We start from the raw sequence: 14,492 nt of genomic DNA, 5'->3' as shown, positions 1-14,492 counted from the left end.
TGCGGGGGTCAGGCGAGGTGGAACACTTCGGTGAGCGGTTTCATGGCCTCGTCGGGCCGGGCGCCGTCCAGTGACTCGAAGAACGGCGCCATCTCCGCCTGCCAACGGGCGTTGACGTCGGTGGCTTCCATGCCGGCCTGGGCGGCCGCGAAGTCCTCGGTCTCCAAGTAGCCGACCAGCAGGCCGTCTTCGCGCAGGAAGAGCGAGTAGTTGTGCCAGCCGGTGGCCGAGAGGGCTTCGAGCATCTCGGGCCACACGGCGGCGTGCCGCTCGCGGTACTCGTCGAGGCGGTCCGCCCTGACCTTCAGCAGGAAGCACACGCGCTGCATCAACAACCCTCCGGATGTCAGAAGTTGAACTGGTCGATGTTCTTCTTGTCGAACACGGTCGGCTTGCCGAGGCTGATCACGCCGTCCTTGCCGATGGTGTACGAGCCCATGTCGCCGGCCTTGAAGGTCTCGCCCTCCTTGCCGGTGATCTGCCCCGACACCAGCGCCACGGCCGTGCGGGCGGCCAGCTCGCCGAGCTTCGCCGGGTCCCACAGCTCGAAGCCGTCGACGGTGCCGTTCTTGACGTACTTGCGCATGTCGTTGGGGGTGCCGAGGCCGGTCAGCTTGACCTTGCCCTTGTACTTGGAGCCCGAGAGGTACTGCGCGGCGGCCTTGATGCCGACGGTGGTCGGGGAGATGATCCCCTTCAGGTTCGGGTACTCCTGGAGCAGGCCCTGGGTCTGCTGGAAGGACTTCTGGGCGTCGTCGTCGCCGTAGGCGACCTTGACCAGCTTGACGTCCTTGTACTTCGGGTCCTTCAGCTCCTCCTTCATGAAGTCGATCCACGTGTTCTGGTTGGTCGCGGTCTGCGCGGCCGACAGGATCGCGATCTCGCCCTTGTAGCCGATCTGCTCGGCCAGCAGCTGCACCTCGGTGCGGCCGAGGTCCTCGGCGCTGGCCTGCGAGACGAAGGCGTTGCGGCAGTCCGCGGTGGTGTCGGAGTCGTAGGTGACGACCTTGATGTCGTTCTTCATGGCCTGCTTGAGCGCGGGGCACAGCGCGCCCGGGTCCTGCGCGGAGACCGCCATCGCGTCGACACGCTGCTGGGTGAGCGTGTTGACGTAGTTGACCTGGCCGGAGGTGTCGGTGGCGCTGGACGGGCCGACCTCCTTGTAGCTGGAGCCCAGCTCCTTCAGGGCCGCCTCGCCGCCCTTGTCCGCGGAGGTGAAGTACGGGTTGTTGACCTGCTTGGGCAGGAACCCGACCGTCAGCCCCTTCTTCAGGGCCGCGTTCGGGTCGGCCTTGCCACCCGAGGCCGCGGCCCCGGTGCTCTCGTTCTTCACGTCCTCCTTGGTGGTGCCGCCGCAGGCGGTGGCAGCGAGGGCAAGAGAGGAGACAACGGCCAGCGCCGCACAGGCACGGCGGAGGGATGACTTGCGCATGAGGAGGGTTCCTTTGTTACGAGGGTGAGTACAGCGCGCCTTGGAGGGGCGCGGGACTGTTTCGCTATGCGGCTCCGCCGCGTGGGCGCGACCAGCCACGGACGGCCGCAACCTTCGATACGGCCTATCCGGTGGAGCCGGCCGCCGCCCGGGCAACGGCGATCTGCTTCGCGACCCGAGGTCCAAGCACGGACACCACGAGCAGCACACCGGTCACGACGATCTGCGACTGCGCGGAGACATCCTGAAGGCTCATCACGTTCTGCAGCACACCGAGGAGAAAGACTCCCGCGATCGCACCACCGAGCGTGCCCTTGCCGCCGTCGAAGTCGATACCACCGAGCAGTACAGCGGCGATGACGGACAGTTCCAGCCCCGTCGCGTTGTCGTACCGAGCACTCGAGTAGTGCAGCGCCCAGAACACCCCGGTGAGGGACGCCATCAGCCCCGTCACCGTGAACAGGATCAGCTTCTGCCGCTTGACGCGGACACCGGCGAACCGCGCCGCCTCCTCGCTCGCGCCGATCGCGAACAGCGACCGCCCGAACGGGGTGGCGTGCAGGACGACGACGGCGATCGCGAGCAGCACCAGGAAGGGCAGGAGGGCGTACGGGATGAACGTGTCGCCGATGCGTCCGGCCGCGAAGTCCAGGTACTGCGTGGGGAAGTCGGTCACCGCGTCGGAGCCGAGCACGATCTGTGCGATGCCCCGGTAGGCGGCGAGGGTGCCGATGGTGACGGCGAGGGACGGCAGCCCGAGCCGGGTCACCAGCAGGCCGTTGACCAGGCCGCACACGACGCCGAGGAGCAGGCAGATCGGGATGATCGCCTCGATCGTCATGCCCTCGTTCCACAGCTTGCCCATCACCGCGCCGGAGAGCCCCGCGGTGGAGGCGACCGACAGGTCGATCTCACCGGAGACCACCAGCAGTGTCATCGGCAGCGCGATCAGCGCGATGGGCAGGGTGCTGCCGATCAGGAACGACAGGTTGAAGGCGTTGCCGAAGCCGTCGACGAAGGAGAAGGAGAACAGCAGCAGGACGATCAGGAGGGCGCCGACAACCGTGTCCCAGCGGACCGCGCGGCTCACCAGGGATCCGGACTCAGGCATGGCGGGCGTTCCTCTTCTTCAGGGCCGACGCCACCCGCAGCGCGACCACCCGGTCCACGGCGATGGCGAGGAGCAGCAGGATGCCGTTGATGGCAAGCACCCAGACGGAGCTGACGCCGAGGGCGGGCAGCACACCGTTGATGGAGGTCAGCAGGAGTGCGCCGAGCGCGGCACCGTAGACGCTTCCGGAGCCGCCGGTGAAGACGACGCCGCCGACCACGACCGCGCTGACGACGGTGAGTTCGTAGCCGTTGCCGGTGCCGGAGTCGACGTTGCCGAACCGGGCCAGGTACAGCGCGCCCGCGAGGCCGGCGAGGGCGCCGCAGAAGGTGTAGGCGACGAGGATCCGCTTGCGCACCGCGATGCCGGCGAGGCGGGCGGCCTCCGGGTTGGAGCCGAGGGCGTACAGTTCGCGGCCGCTGCCGAAGTGCTTGAGGTAGTACGCGGTGGCGATCACGACGGCGAGGGCGATCAGCGCCAGGTACGGCACGGCGGAGATGCCGCCGGAGCCGAAGTCGACGAATCCGCCGGGCAGGTCGGACGCGGTGATCTGCCGGGAGCCGACCCAGATGGAGTCGACGCCGCGGATGATGTACATCGTGCCGAGGGTGACGACGAGCGCGGGCACCTGGCCGAGGCTGACCAGGAGGCCGTTGAGCAGTCCGACGCCGATGCCGAGCAGCATCGCCAGCGCGACCGCGACGACCGGGTTGCCGCCGCCGTGCAGATAGGTACCGGCGGCGAAGGCGGTGATGCCGAGGGTGGAGCCGACGGACAGGTCGACGTTGCGGGTGATGACCACCAGCGACTGTCCGGTGGCGACCAGGACCAGGATGGTCGCGTTCAGCAGCAGGTCCTTGACGCCCTGCTCGGAGAGGAACTCGCTGTTGCCGGCCTGGGTGATCGCGATCATCACCAGGAAGACGACCAGGATGGCGAGTTCACGCATCTTGAAGACGCGGTCGACCAGCCGGGTGCCGCTGGACTTCGGCGTCTCGGCGACGGGGGCCTGTTCGGGAGTGGTCACCGTCATGCGGCGGCCCTCCCCGTGGCTGCGGCCATCACGGTTTCCTCGGTGGCTTCGGAGCGGGGGATCTCGGCGGTGAGCCGGCCCTCGTGCATCACCAGCACGCGGTCGGCCATGCCGAGGACCTCCGGCAGGTCGGAGGAGATCATCAGGACGGCGACGCCGTCGGCGGCCAGTTGGGACAGCAGCCGGTGGACCTCGGCCTTGGTGCCGACGTCGATGCCGCGGGTGGGCTCGTCCACGATGAGCACCTTGGGTCCGGTGGCCAGCCACTTGGCGAGGACGACCTTCTGCTGGTTGCCGCCGGAGAGGGTGTTGACGGTGTCGGCGATCCGGGCGTACTTGACCTGGAGCTTGACGGCCCAGTCGAGGGACCGGCTGCGCTCGGCGCCACGGTCCATGAGCCCCGCCTTCACGGTCGTACGCAGGCCGGTCAGGCCGATGTTGCGCTCGATGGACATGTCCATCACCAGGCCCTGGGCGCGTCGGTCCTCGGGGACGAGCGCGAGGCCGGCGGCCATGGCGGTGGAGGGCGCGCCGTTCGTCAACCGGCGTCCCCGTACTTCCACTTCGCCCGCGTCCCAGCGGTCGATGCCGAAGACGGCCCGGGCGACCTCGGTGCGGCCGGCGCCGACCAGGCCCGCGAGGCCGACGATCTCGCCGTGCCGGACCTCGAAGGAGACGTCGGTGAAGACGCCCTCGCGGGTGAGGCGGCGGACGCTGAGGGCGACCTCTCCCGGCTCGACGTCCTGCTTCGGGTAGAGCTCGTCCAGGTCGCGGCCGACCATGCGGCGCACCAGGTCGTCCTCGGTCATGCCCTCGACCGGTTCGCTGGCGATCCAGGCGCCGTCGCGCAGGGTCGTCACCCGCCGGCAGATCTCGAAGATCTCCTCGAGGCGGTGCGAGATGAACAGCACCGCGGCGCCCTGTTCGCGCAGGGTGCGCACGACCCCGAAGAGGCGGGCGACCTCGCTGCCGGTGAGGGCGGCGGTCGGCTCGTCCATGATCAGGACGCGGGCGTCGAAGGAGAGTGCCTTGGCGATCTCGACGATCTGCTGGTCCGCGATGGACAGGCCGCGGGCGGGCCGGTCGGGGTCGAGGTCGACACCGAGGCGCTGCATCAGGGCGGCCGTGGCCGCGTGGGTGGCCTTGTGGTCGATGCGGCCGAGGGCGCGGCGCGGCTGGCGGCCCATGAAGATGTTCTCGGCGATCGACAGGTCGGGGAAGAGCGTGGGCTCCTGGTAGATCACGGCGATACCGGCGTCGCGGGCGTCGCCCGGGCCGTGGAAGACGACGGGCTCACCGTCGAGCAGCACCTGGCCGGCATCCGGACGGTGCACCCCGGCGAGCGTCTTGATCAGGGTCGACTTGCCCGCGCCGTTCTCCCCGGCGAGGGCGTGCACCTCGCCGGGGAACAGCTCCAGGGAGACGCCTCGCAGTGCGCGGACCGCGCCGAAGGACTTCGAGATGTCCTTCAGCGCCAGCACCGGGGCGGGTCCCGTGTCGGACGGGTGGGTCATGGGTGGCTCCTCGACGACGTCGGCGGGAGGCCGCCACGACGTCGTGAAAGGTTTCAACTGGGTTGCCGGGACGTTAGGCACGCCACCCATGTCGCGTCAATGGGTCCGGATCGAAAAAATTTCGATAGTCGAAGGTCACGCGCCGGTCACGAAGAGAAGGGCAGGACAGAGGGGTTGACAGCCTTTGCACGGGCTCATAGCTTCCCCTCTTGAATCGTTTCACACCGTCCATCCGCCAACCCGATGTCACAGGAGCCCGAAGTGACCGACCTCGCCGCCGTGAAGGCCGCGCTGAAGACCCAGGCCGTCGAGACGCCGTCATGGGCGTACGGGAACTCGGGGACCCGTTTCAAGGTGTTCGCCCAGCAGGGCGTGCCGCGTACTCCGTACGAGAAGCTGGAGGACGCGGCCCAGGTGCACGCGTTCACGGGGGTGGCGCCGACCGTCGCCCTGCACATTCCGTGGGACAAGGTCGACGACTACGCGGCGCTGGCGAAGTTCGCCGAGGAGCGGGGTGTGAAGCTCGGCGCCATCAACTCCAACACCTTCCAGGACGACGACTACAAGCTGGGCAGCATCTGCCATCCGGACGCCGCCGTGCGACGGAAGGCTCTCGATCACCTGCTGGAGTGCGTCGACATCATGGACGCGACCGGCTCGACCGACCTGAAGCTGTGGTTCGCGGACGGGACGAACTATCCCGGTCAGGACGATGTGCGCGGGCGGCAGGACCGGCTGGCGGAGGGGCTGGCCGAGGTGTACGAACGGCTCGGGGACGGGCAGCGGATGCTGCTGGAGTACAAGTTCTTCGAGCCCGCCTTCTACACGACCGACGTTCCGGACTGGGGGACCGCGTACGCGCACTGCCTCAAGCTCGGGCCGAAGGCCCAGGTCGTGGTCGACACGGGGCACCACGCGCCCGGGACCAACATCGAGTTCATCGTCGCCACGCTGCTGCGGGAGGGGAAGCTCGGCGGGTTCGACTTCAACTCGCGGTTCTACGCGGACGACGACCTGATGGTGGGGGCGGCGGATCCGTTCCAGCTGTTCCGGATCATGTACGAGGTCGTGCGTGGGGGTGGGTTCACCTCCGAGGTGGCGTTCATGCTGGATCAGTGCCACAACATCGAGGCGAAGATTCCGGCGATCATCCGGTCCGTGATGAATGTGCAGGAAGCCACGGCGAAGGCGCTGCTGGTCGATCGGGCGGCGTTGGGTGAGGCGCAGGTGTCCGGGGATGTGCTGGAAGCGAATGCCGTGCTGATGGATGCGTACAACACGGATGTGCGGCCGTTGCTTGCGGAGGTTCGCGGCGAGATGGGGTTGGACGCGAACCCTATTGCTGCGTACAAGGCGTCCGGGTGGGCCGGGAAGATCGTTGCTGAGCGGGTTGGTGGGGAGCAGGCCGGCTGGGGGGCGTGAGCGTCTGCCGGGTCTTGTTGTCTGCGGGGTGCGGGCCGGCTGTGGCTGGTCGCGCCCACGCGGCGGAGCCGCACATCGATACAGCCCCGCGCCCCTGGGAAAGTCCACTCATCCCTCCTCGAGAAGTAAGGAATGTTCATGTCCACCCATCCCGAAGCCGCTGCCCTCCTGGCCCGGTCGAACCGGCTCGGCTCCGACCCCCGCAACACCAACTACGCCGGCGGCAACGCGTCCGCCAAGGGCACCGACACCGATCCCGTCACCGGGGGTGACGTGGAGCTGATGTGGGTGAAGGGGTCCGGTGGGGACCTCGGGACGCTCACCGAGGCGGGGCTGGCCGTGTTGCGGCTGGATCGGATGCGGGCCCTTGTCGACGTGTATCCGGGTGTCGAGCGCGAGGACGAGATGGTCGCGGCGTTCGACTACTGCCTGCATGGGAAGGGGGGCGCGGCGCCGTCCATCGACACCGCGATGCACGGGCTCGTCGACGCCGCCCATGTCGATCATCTGCACCCGGACTCGGGTATCGCGCTCGCGTGTGCGGCGGACGGGGAGAAGCTGACCGCGGAGTGTTTCGGGGACAGTGTGGTGTGGGTGCCGTGGCGGCGGCCCGGGTTTCAGCTCGGGCTGGACATCGCGGCCGTGAAGGAGGCGAACCCGCAGGCCATCGGGTGTGTCCTCGGGGGGCACGGGATCACCGCCTGGGGCGACACCGCCGAGGAGTGCGAGCGCAACTCGCTGCAAATCATCCGGACCGCCGAGGCGTTCCTGGAGGAGAAGGGGAAGCCGGAGCCCTTCGGGGGCGTCATCCCGGGGTACGAGGCGCTGCCCGAGGGCGAGCGGCGGGAGCGGGCGGCGGCGCTGGCGCCGTACGTGCGTGCCGTCGCCTCGCAGGACAAGCCTCAGGTCGGGCACTTCACCGACTCCGAGGTGGTCCTGGACTTCGTGGCGCGGGCCGAGCACCCGCGGCTCGCCGCGCTGGGGACGTCGTGTCCCGACCACTTCCTGCGGACCAAGGTGCGGCCGCTCGTGCTCGACGTGGCGCCGACGGCTCCGCTGGAGGACGCTGTCGCGCGGCTCAAGGAGCTGCACGCCGAGTACCGCGCGGAGTACGCCGCCTACTACCAGCGGCACGCCGAGCCCGACTCGCCCGCGATGCGCGGTGCCGACCCGGCGATCGTGCTGGTGCCGGGCGTGGGCATGTTCTCCTTCGGCAAGGACAAGCAGACCGCGCGCGTGGCCGGCGAGTTCTACGTCAACGCGATCAACGTGATGCGGGGCGCCGAGGCGGTGTCGACGTACGCGCCGATCGAGGAGTCGGAGAAGTTCCGCATCGAGTACTGGGCCCTTGAGGAGGCCAAGCTCCAGCGGATGCCGAAGCCGAAGGCGCTCGCCACGCGTGTCGCGCTCGTCACCGGGGCCGGCAGTGGCATCGGCAAGGCGATCGCGCATCGGCTGGTGGCCGAGGGTGCGTGTGTGGTCGTGGCCGATCTCAACGCCGAGAACGCGGCCGGTGTCGCGGAGGAGCTCGGTGGGGCCGACAAGGCCGTCGCCGTGACCGTCGACGTGACGTCCGAGGAGCAGATCGCCGACGCCTTCAAGGCGGCCGTGCTCGCCTTCGGCGGGGTGGACCTCGTCGTCAACAACGCGGGGATCTCCATCTCCAAGCCGCTGCTGGAGACCTCGGCGAAGGACTGGGACCTCCAGCACGACATCATGGCCCGCGGTTCGTTCCTCGTCTCGCGCGAGGCGGCCCGGGTGATGATCGCGCAGGAGCTGGGCGGCGACATCGTCTACATCGCCTCGAAGAACGCCGTCTTCGCGGGGCCCAACAACATCGCCTACTCCGCCACCAAGGCCGACCAGGCGCACCAGGTGCGGCTGCTGGCCGCCGAGCTGGGTGAGCACGGCATTCGCGTCAACGGGGTCAACCCGGACGGTGTGGTGCGTGGCTCCGGGATCTTCGCCGGTGGCTGGGGTGCCCAGCGGGCCGCGGTGTACGGGGTCGAGGAGGAGAAGCTGGGCGAGTTCTACGCGCAGCGGACCATCCTCAAGCGTGAGGTGCTGCCCGAGCACGTCGCGAACGCCGTGTTCGCGCTGACGGGCGGCGAGCTCACCCACACCACCGGGCTGCACGTGCCCGTCGACGCGGGTGTGGCGGCCGCGTTCCTCCGGTGACGGCCGTGCGGTCGTACGCGGCGGTCGACCTCGGCGCGTCCAGTGGGCGGGTGATGGTCGGCCGCGTGAGCCCGGACTCGCTGGAGCTGGTGGAGGCGCACCGGTTCGTGAATCGCCCGGTGCGGGTGCCGGAGGGGCTGCGCTGGGACGTGCTCTCGCTGTACGCGGGGGTGCTGGACGGGCTGCGGGCCGCCGGGCAGGTGGATTCCGTCGGCATCGACAGCTGGGCCGTGGACTACGGGCTGCTGGACGCCGACGGGGCACTGCTCGGCAACCCGGTGCACTATCGGGACGCCCGTACGGAGGGCGTCGCGGAGAAGGTGTGGGCGACGGTGCCGGCCGCCGAGCTGTACGCGGCCACGGGGATCCAGTACGCGCCGTTCAACACGCTCTACCAGTTGACGGCGGCGGCTTCCTCCGCCCAACTGGGCGATGCGCGGCGCCTGTTGCTCATCCCCGACCTGCTGTCGTACTGGCTGACGGGCGAGCAGGGCACCGAGCTGACCAACGCCTCGACGACCCAGCTCGTCGATCCCCGGACGCGGGAGTGGTCGTACGACCTGGCCGCCCGGCTGGGGATCGACCTGAGCCTGTTCGCGCCGCTGCGGCAGCCGGGGGATCCGGCGGGGGTGCTGCGGGCGGAGGTGCTGGAGGAGACGGGGCTGACGGGGCCGGTGCCGGTGACGGCGGTCGGCTCGCACGACACGGCGTCCGCGGTCGCGGCGGTCCCGGCGAGGGGCGAGCGGTTCGCGTACATCTGCACCGGCACCTGGTCGCTGGCCGGTCTGGAGCTGGACGCTCCCGTGCTGACCGAGGAGAGCCGCGCCGCCAACTTCACCAATGAGCTGGGGCTGGACGGCACGGTGCGCTATCTGCGCAACATCATGGGGCTGTGGCTGCTTCAGGAGTGCGTACGGGCCTGGGGTGACCCGGATCTGGGCGTGCTGCTGCGCGAGGCGGCCGCGGTGCCGGCGCTGCGGTCGGTGGTGGACGCGGGGGACGCGGCGTTCCTGGCGCCGGGCCGGATGCCGGAGCGGATCGCCGAGGCGTGCCGGGTGTCGGGGCAGCCGGTGCCGGAGAGCCGGGCCGAGGTCACGCGGTGCATCCTCGACTCCCTCGCGCTCGCCCACCGGCGGGCGATCGAGGAGGCGCAGCGGCTCGCCGACCACCCGGTGGACGTCGTGCACATCGTCGGCGGCGGTACCCGCAACGCGCTGCTGTGCCAGCTGACCGCCGACGCGTGTGGGCTGCCGGTGGTGGTCGGGCCTACGGAGGCGGCCGCCCTCGGCAACGTGCTGGTGCAGGCGCGGGCGCACGGCCTGGTCGGCGACCGCGCCGACATGCGGCGCCTGCTCGCCCGGACGCAGCCGCTCACCCGGTTCGAACCGCTCGGCGGCACGGACCGCTGGCGTGAGGCGGAGACCCGGCTCACCGCAAGGTGAGCCGGGGCCTCCCCCGGCCTGTCCTCGCCTACTAGGCTGCACTCATCCGATGATCGACCCCAAGGAGCCGCGATGCGTGTCGCACTGTTCCTGACCTGTGTCAACGACACGCTCTATCCGGACACCGGCCGTGCCGTGGTGAAACTGCTGACCAGGCTGGGCGTCGACGTCGACTTCCCGATGGCCCAGACGTGCTGCGGGCAGGCGCACTACAACACCGGCTACCGGCATGAGGCCGAGCCGCTCGCCCGGCATTTCTCCGACGTCTTCGGGGAGTACGAGGCGATCGTGACGCCGTCCGGGTCGTGCGCGGCGATGGTGCGGGAGCTGTATCCGCGGATGGGTGAGCGGGCCCGGGCCGAGGGACGCGGGGACGCCCTCGCGGCGACGCTCGCGCCGGTGGTGCCGAAGACGTTCGAGCTCACGGAGTTCCTGGTGGACGTGCTGGGGGTGACCGACGTGGGGGCGTACTACCCGCACAAGGTCACCTACCACCCGACGTGTCACGGACTGCGCGGGCTGGGGCTCGGCGACCGGCCCAGGCGGCTGCTCCAGGCCGTGAAGGGGCTGGAATGGGTGGAGCTGCCGGGCGCGGACGAGTGCTGTGGGTTCGGCGGCACGTTCGCGTTGAAGAACGCGGACGTCTCGGCGGCGATGGGCGCGGACAAGGTGCGCAACGCCGAGTCGACGGGTGCCGAGGTGCTGTGCGCGGCCGACAACTCGTGTCTGATGCACATCGGCGGGACGATGGCGCGGCTGAGCACGGACATGCGGCCGGTGCACATCGCGGAGATCCTGGCGAGCACGGAGGAGGAACCGGCCGTATGAGCGGGACGTTCGTCGGCATGCCGGCGTTTCCGAAGGCCGCGCACGAGGCCGTGGGCAACGCGACCCTGCGCGGCAATCTGCGCCACGCCACGCACACCATCCGCGCCAAGCGGGCGAAGGCCGTGACGGAGGTGTCCGACTGGGCCGAGCTGCGCGAGGCGGGCAAGCGGATCAAGGACCACACGCTGCGTCATCTCGACCGCTATCTGGTGCAGTTGGAGGAGTCGGTCACCGCGGCGGGCGGCATCGTCCACTGGGCGGCCGACGCGGACGAGGCGAACCGGATCGTCGCCCACCTGGTGAAGATGACCGGGGAGTCGGAGGTCGTCAAGGTCAAGTCGATGGCCACGCAGGAGATCGGGCTCAACGAGGCCCTGGAGGCGGAGGGCATCCACGCCTACGAGACCGATCTCGCCGAGCTGATCGTGCAGTTGGGCAAGGACCGGCCCTCGCACATCCTGGTCCCCGCCATCCACCGCAACCGGGGCGAGATCCGGGACATCTTCGCCCGGGAGATGGGCGAGTGGGGCCGCCCGGCGCCCGAGGGCCTCACCGACACGCCCGCCGAACTGGCCGAGGCGGCCCGGCTGCACCTGCGGGAGAAGTTCCTGCGCGCCAAGGTCGGTGTCTCCGGCGCGAACTTCATGGTCGCCGAGACCGGCACGCTGGTGGTCGTGGAGTCCGAGGGCAACGGCCGGATGTGTCTCACCCTTCCCGAGACGCTGATCTCGGTCGTCGGCATCGAGAAGATCGTGCCGACCTGGCGGGACCTGGAGGTGTTCCTCCAGACACTCCCCCGCTCCTCCACCGCCGAGCGGATGAACCCGTACACCTCGACCTGGACCGGCACCACCGACGGCGACGGCCCCAGCACCTTCCACCTGGTCCTGCTCGACAACGGCCGCACCGACACCCTCGCCGACGAGGTCGGCCGCCAGGCCCTGCGCTGCATCCGCTGCTCGGCGTGCCTGAACGTCTGCCCCGTGTACGAGCGGGCCGGGGGGCACGCGTACGGCTCGGTGTACCCGGGTCCGATCGGCGCCATCCTGAGCCCGCAACTGCGGGGCACGCAGAGCGAGATCGACGCCTCGCTGCCGTACGCCTCGTCGCTGTGCGGGGCCTGCTACGAGGTGTGCCCGGTCGCCATCGACATCCCCGAGGTGCTGGTGCACCTGCGCGAGCGGGTCGTGGAGGGCGGCCCGGTGACGCGGGAGGGCAACAAGGTGGTGCTGAAGCCGGCGAAGGGGCACGCAGCCGAGCGGGCGGCCATGCGGGCGGCGCGCTGGGCGTTCAGCCGGCCGGGCGCCCTGCGCGCCGGGCAGCGGCTCGCCTCCCGCACCCGTCGGCTCCATCCGCGCTCACTGCCGGGCCCCGGCAAGGCGTGGAGCGGTACGCGCGATCTTCCGCCGGTGCCTGCGGAGCCGTTCCGCGACTGGTGGCAGCGCACGCGCGGCGGGAACGACGGCAAGGGGGTCGCGCAGTGAACAGCAGGGAACGAATCCTGGGCCGGGTGCGGCGCGCACTGGCCGACGTACCGCGGGACGACCCGCCGTACGAGGCGGCCGTCGGCCGCGACTATCTGCGGGAGCACGGCGACCGGAGTGTCGAGCAGACCGTGGACCTGCTCGCGGAGAACCTGGCGGACTACCGCGCCGTCGTGCACCGCTGCACGGACGCCGACCTCGCGGCGACCGTCGCGGGGATCCTGGCCGCGCGGGGCGCGAAGACGGTCCTCGTCCCACCGGGTCTGGAGGCGGGGTGGCTGGCGGCGACGGACGCCGAGCGGGTCGCGGACCGGGCGGAGAGCACCCCGCACGAGCTGGATCAGGTCGACAGCGTGGTCACGGCGTGTGCGGTGGCGATCGCCGAGACCGGCACGATCGTGCTGGACGGCGGCCCCGACCAGGGTCGGCGCCGCATCACGCTCGTCCCCGACCTCCACGTCTGCGTGGTGCGCGTCCCCGACCAGGTGGTGTCCTCCGTGCCGCAGGCCCTCGAACGCCTGGACCCGGCACGCCCGTTGACGTGGATCTCCGGTCCGTCGGCGACCAGCGACATCGAGCTGGACCGGGTGGAGGGGGTGCACGGTCCGCGCACCCTGGAGGTGGTGCTGGTGAGCGAGGGCTGACCGAGGTGCGCCCGGGTCGGCTCAGGGGAGGGCCGGGCCGCCGTCGTAGGCCTCGCGGGCCTTCTCGACCCGGGCGAGGTTGTCGCCGGCCCACTCCGCGAGGTGGGCGAAGAGCGGGGCCAGGCTGAGCCCGAGGTCGCTGATCTCGTACTCGACCCGAGGAGGTACCTCCGGGTGGTACGTCCGCACGACGAGCCCGTCGCGTTCCAGCTGTCGCAGCCGCTGGGTGAGCACTTTCGGCGTGATCCCGGTGATCCGCCGCTCCAGCTCGACGAACCGCTGGCGGCCGTGCGTGTGGAGACTCCACAGGATCGGTGTGGTCCACCGGCTGAACACGATGTCCACGACCGGGCTGACCGGGCACGCGCGTTGCGGGTCGGTCCCGGCGGGGGCCGGCCGGCTCATGTCCGCGCCCATACGCATCCCTCCGGGGAAGTCACTTTCCTCTAGGTACCTACTATATCGGCGCTGTTAGCGTCGCTCTCGTCTTCAACCACACGGTTACAGCGGGGAGTTGCTCATGTTCGTGGTGACGGGTGCGACCGGGAACGTAGGCGGGGAGCTCGTACGGGTTCTCGCGGAGTCCGGGGAGCGGGTGACGGCGGTGTCACGGGGGATCTCGGGGGCGGACGTACCGGAAGGGGTCCGGTACCGGCGGGCCGACCTGGCGGACCCGGAGAGTCTGCGTCCCGCCTTCGACGGCGCTCGGGCGTTGTTCCTGCACGACGGTGGGGCCGGCGCCCACCTGTTGAGCCCGCGGGACATCCTCGACGTGGCCAAGGGAGCCGGTGTCGAACGGGTGGTGCTGCTGTCGTCGCTGGGCGTCGTGACCCGGCCGGACTCGGCCTCGCACGGAGGTACCGGCCGGGCGATCGAGGAGGCCGTCAGACAGTCGGGCCTGGACTGGACGATTCTGCGGCCCGGCGGCTTCCACTCCAACGCGTTCGCGTGGGCGGAGTCGGTGCGCACCCGGCGGATCGTCGCCGCGCCGTTCGGGGATGTCGGCCTGCCGACGGTCGACCCGGCCGACATCGCCGCGGTCGCCGCGGTGGCGCTGCGCGAGGACGGTCACGGCGGTGCGGTCCACGAGCTGACGGGCCCCGCGCCGACCACGCCGCGCGAGCGGGCCGAGGCGATCGGCGCGGCGCTCGGCGAGCCGGTCCGCTTCGTCGAGCAGAGCCGCGACGAGGCCCGCGCACAGCTGCTGGCGTTCATGCCCGAGCCGGTCGTCGAGACCACGTTGGGCATCCTCGGCGACCCGACCCCCGCCGAGCTGCGCGTCAGCCCCGACGTGCGGCGGATCCTCGGCCGCGCTCCCCTGGACTTCACCGACTGGGCGCGCCGCCATGTCGCCGTGTTCCGCGGGGAGGCTGAGGTGGTCGGTCAGCGGTAGCGCAGCCCGGC

13 protein-coding genes are annotated in these 14,492 nt (G+C 70.5%); 7 read left to right on the top strand and 6 right to left on the bottom strand.

Annotated features, from left to right (window positions below; translation table 11 throughout):
- Window positions 1–8 precede the first annotated feature (8 nt).
- The 5 genes from ACGFNV_RS05260 to ACGFNV_RS05240 form a co-directional block, all read right to left on the bottom strand.
- On the bottom strand, window positions 9–329 hold the full coding sequence (locus tag ACGFNV_RS05260; protein ID WP_067280349.1) for an L-rhamnose mutarotase: 321 nt from the start codon (window positions 327–329) through the stop codon (window positions 9–11).
- A 17-nt stretch (window positions 330–346) separates the two neighbouring features.
- Window positions 347–1,432 carry a rhamnose ABC transporter substrate-binding protein gene (gene rhaS / locus ACGFNV_RS05255; protein WP_393619476.1) on the bottom strand — a complete coding sequence of 362 codons (1,086 nt, stop codon included), beginning with the start codon at window positions 1,430–1,432 and terminating at the stop codon, window positions 347–349.
- A 124-nt stretch (window positions 1,433–1,556) separates the two neighbouring features.
- A complete protein-coding gene (locus tag ACGFNV_RS05250; RefSeq protein ID WP_393619475.1) occupies window positions 1,557–2,543 on the bottom strand; it encodes an ABC transporter permease in 987 nt (328 codons plus the stop codon).
- Entirely contained in the window at window positions 2,536–3,576 is a 1,041-nt protein-coding gene (locus ACGFNV_RS05245; protein ID WP_133925232.1) for an ABC transporter permease, read from the bottom strand. The genes ACGFNV_RS05250 and ACGFNV_RS05245 overlap by 8 nt, the downstream gene beginning before the upstream one ends.
- Entirely contained in the window at window positions 3,573–5,090 is a 1,518-nt protein-coding gene (locus tag ACGFNV_RS05240; RefSeq protein ID WP_393619473.1) for a sugar ABC transporter ATP-binding protein, read from the bottom strand. Before ACGFNV_RS05240 ends, ACGFNV_RS05245 begins: the two co-directional genes overlap by 4 nt.
- 261 nt (window positions 5,091–5,351) lie before the next feature.
- On the opposite strand from ACGFNV_RS05240, the gene rhaI reads away from it, so the two are divergent.
- From rhaI to ACGFNV_RS05210, 6 genes are all read left to right on the top strand, one after another.
- A complete protein-coding gene (rhaI, locus tag ACGFNV_RS05235; RefSeq protein ID WP_393619472.1) occupies window positions 5,352–6,512 on the top strand; it encodes an L-rhamnose isomerase in 1,161 nt (386 codons plus the stop codon).
- A gap of 138 nt (window positions 6,513–6,650) precedes the next feature.
- A complete protein-coding gene (locus ACGFNV_RS05230) occupies window positions 6,651–8,690 on the top strand; it encodes a bifunctional aldolase/short-chain dehydrogenase (protein WP_393619470.1) in 2,040 nt (679 codons plus the stop codon).
- A gap of 5 nt (window positions 8,691–8,695) precedes the next feature.
- On the top strand, window positions 8,696–10,132 hold the full coding sequence (locus ACGFNV_RS05225) for a rhamnulokinase family protein (RefSeq protein ID WP_393620036.1): 1,437 nt from the start codon (window positions 8,696–8,698) through the stop codon (window positions 10,130–10,132).
- A 72-nt stretch (window positions 10,133–10,204) separates the two neighbouring features.
- Complete coding sequence (locus ACGFNV_RS05220) at window positions 10,205–10,960, top strand: (Fe-S)-binding protein (protein WP_393619468.1); 756 nt, start codon at window positions 10,205–10,207, stop codon at window positions 10,958–10,960.
- A complete protein-coding gene (locus ACGFNV_RS05215; RefSeq protein ID WP_393619466.1) occupies window positions 10,957–12,444 on the top strand; it encodes a LutB/LldF family L-lactate oxidation iron-sulfur protein in 1,488 nt (495 codons plus the stop codon). The genes ACGFNV_RS05220 and ACGFNV_RS05215 overlap by 4 nt, the downstream gene beginning before the upstream one ends.
- The gene (locus tag ACGFNV_RS05210) at window positions 12,441–13,088 is read left to right on the top strand and encodes a lactate utilization protein C (protein ID WP_393619465.1); all 648 of its coding nucleotides are present in this window, start codon (window positions 12,441–12,443) and stop codon (window positions 13,086–13,088) included. Before ACGFNV_RS05215 ends, ACGFNV_RS05210 begins: the two co-directional genes overlap by 4 nt.
- Before the next feature lie 21 nt (window positions 13,089–13,109).
- On the opposite strand, the gene ACGFNV_RS05205 is transcribed toward ACGFNV_RS05210, so the two are convergent.
- Window positions 13,110–13,493, bottom strand: a complete 384-nt coding sequence (locus ACGFNV_RS05205) for a winged helix-turn-helix transcriptional regulator (protein ID WP_393619463.1) — start codon at window positions 13,491–13,493, stop codon at window positions 13,110–13,112.
- Between the two features lie 115 nt (window positions 13,494–13,608).
- On the opposite strand from ACGFNV_RS05205, the gene ACGFNV_RS05200 reads away from it, so the two are divergent.
- The gene (locus ACGFNV_RS05200; RefSeq protein WP_393619461.1) at window positions 13,609–14,481 is read left to right on the top strand and encodes an SDR family oxidoreductase; all 873 of its coding nucleotides are present in this window, start codon (window positions 13,609–13,611) and stop codon (window positions 14,479–14,481) included.
- The last annotated feature ends 11 nt before the right edge of the window (window positions 14,482–14,492 follow it).

This window comes from Streptomyces sp. NPDC048751 (assembly GCF_043198595.1).
Taxonomy (GTDB): Bacteria; Actinomycetota; Actinomycetes; order Streptomycetales; family Streptomycetaceae; genus Streptomyces.
The sequence above is the reverse complement of the archived record's forward strand: the minus strand, read 5'-3'. Positions and strand labels throughout refer to the sequence as shown.

What these genes read in the sequence shown, in the direction of transcription:
- ACGFNV_RS05260 (WP_067280349.1), bottom strand. Translation starts at nt 329, where the DNA reads ATGCAGCGCGTGTGCTTCCTGCTGAAGGTCAGGGCGGACCGCCTCGAC.
- rhaS (WP_393619476.1), bottom strand. Translation starts at nt 1,432, where the DNA reads ATGCGCAAGTCATCCCTCCGCCGTGCCTGTGCGGCGCTGGCCGTTGTC.
- ACGFNV_RS05250 (WP_393619475.1), bottom strand. Translation starts at nt 2,543, where the DNA reads ATGCCTGAGTCCGGATCCCTGGTGAGCCGCGCGGTCCGCTGGGACACG.
- ACGFNV_RS05245 (WP_133925232.1), bottom strand. Translation starts at nt 3,576, where the DNA reads ATGACGGTGACCACTCCCGAACAGGCCCCCGTCGCCGAGACGCCGAAG.
- ACGFNV_RS05240 (WP_393619473.1), bottom strand. Translation starts at nt 5,090, where the DNA reads ATGACCCACCCGTCCGACACGGGACCCGCCCCGGTGCTGGCGCTGAAG.
- ACGFNV_RS05230 (WP_393619470.1), top strand. Translation starts at nt 6,651, where the DNA reads ATGTCCACCCATCCCGAAGCCGCTGCCCTCCTGGCCCGGTCGAACCGG.
- ACGFNV_RS05220 (WP_393619468.1), top strand. Translation starts at nt 10,205, where the DNA reads ATGCGTGTCGCACTGTTCCTGACCTGTGTCAACGACACGCTCTATCCG.
- ACGFNV_RS05215 (WP_393619466.1), top strand. Translation starts at nt 10,957, where the DNA reads ATGAGCGGGACGTTCGTCGGCATGCCGGCGTTTCCGAAGGCCGCGCAC.
- ACGFNV_RS05205 (WP_393619463.1), bottom strand. Translation starts at nt 13,493, where the DNA reads ATGAGCCGGCCGGCCCCCGCCGGGACCGACCCGCAACGCGCGTGCCCG.
- ACGFNV_RS05200 (WP_393619461.1), top strand. Translation starts at nt 13,609, where the DNA reads ATGTTCGTGGTGACGGGTGCGACCGGGAACGTAGGCGGGGAGCTCGTA.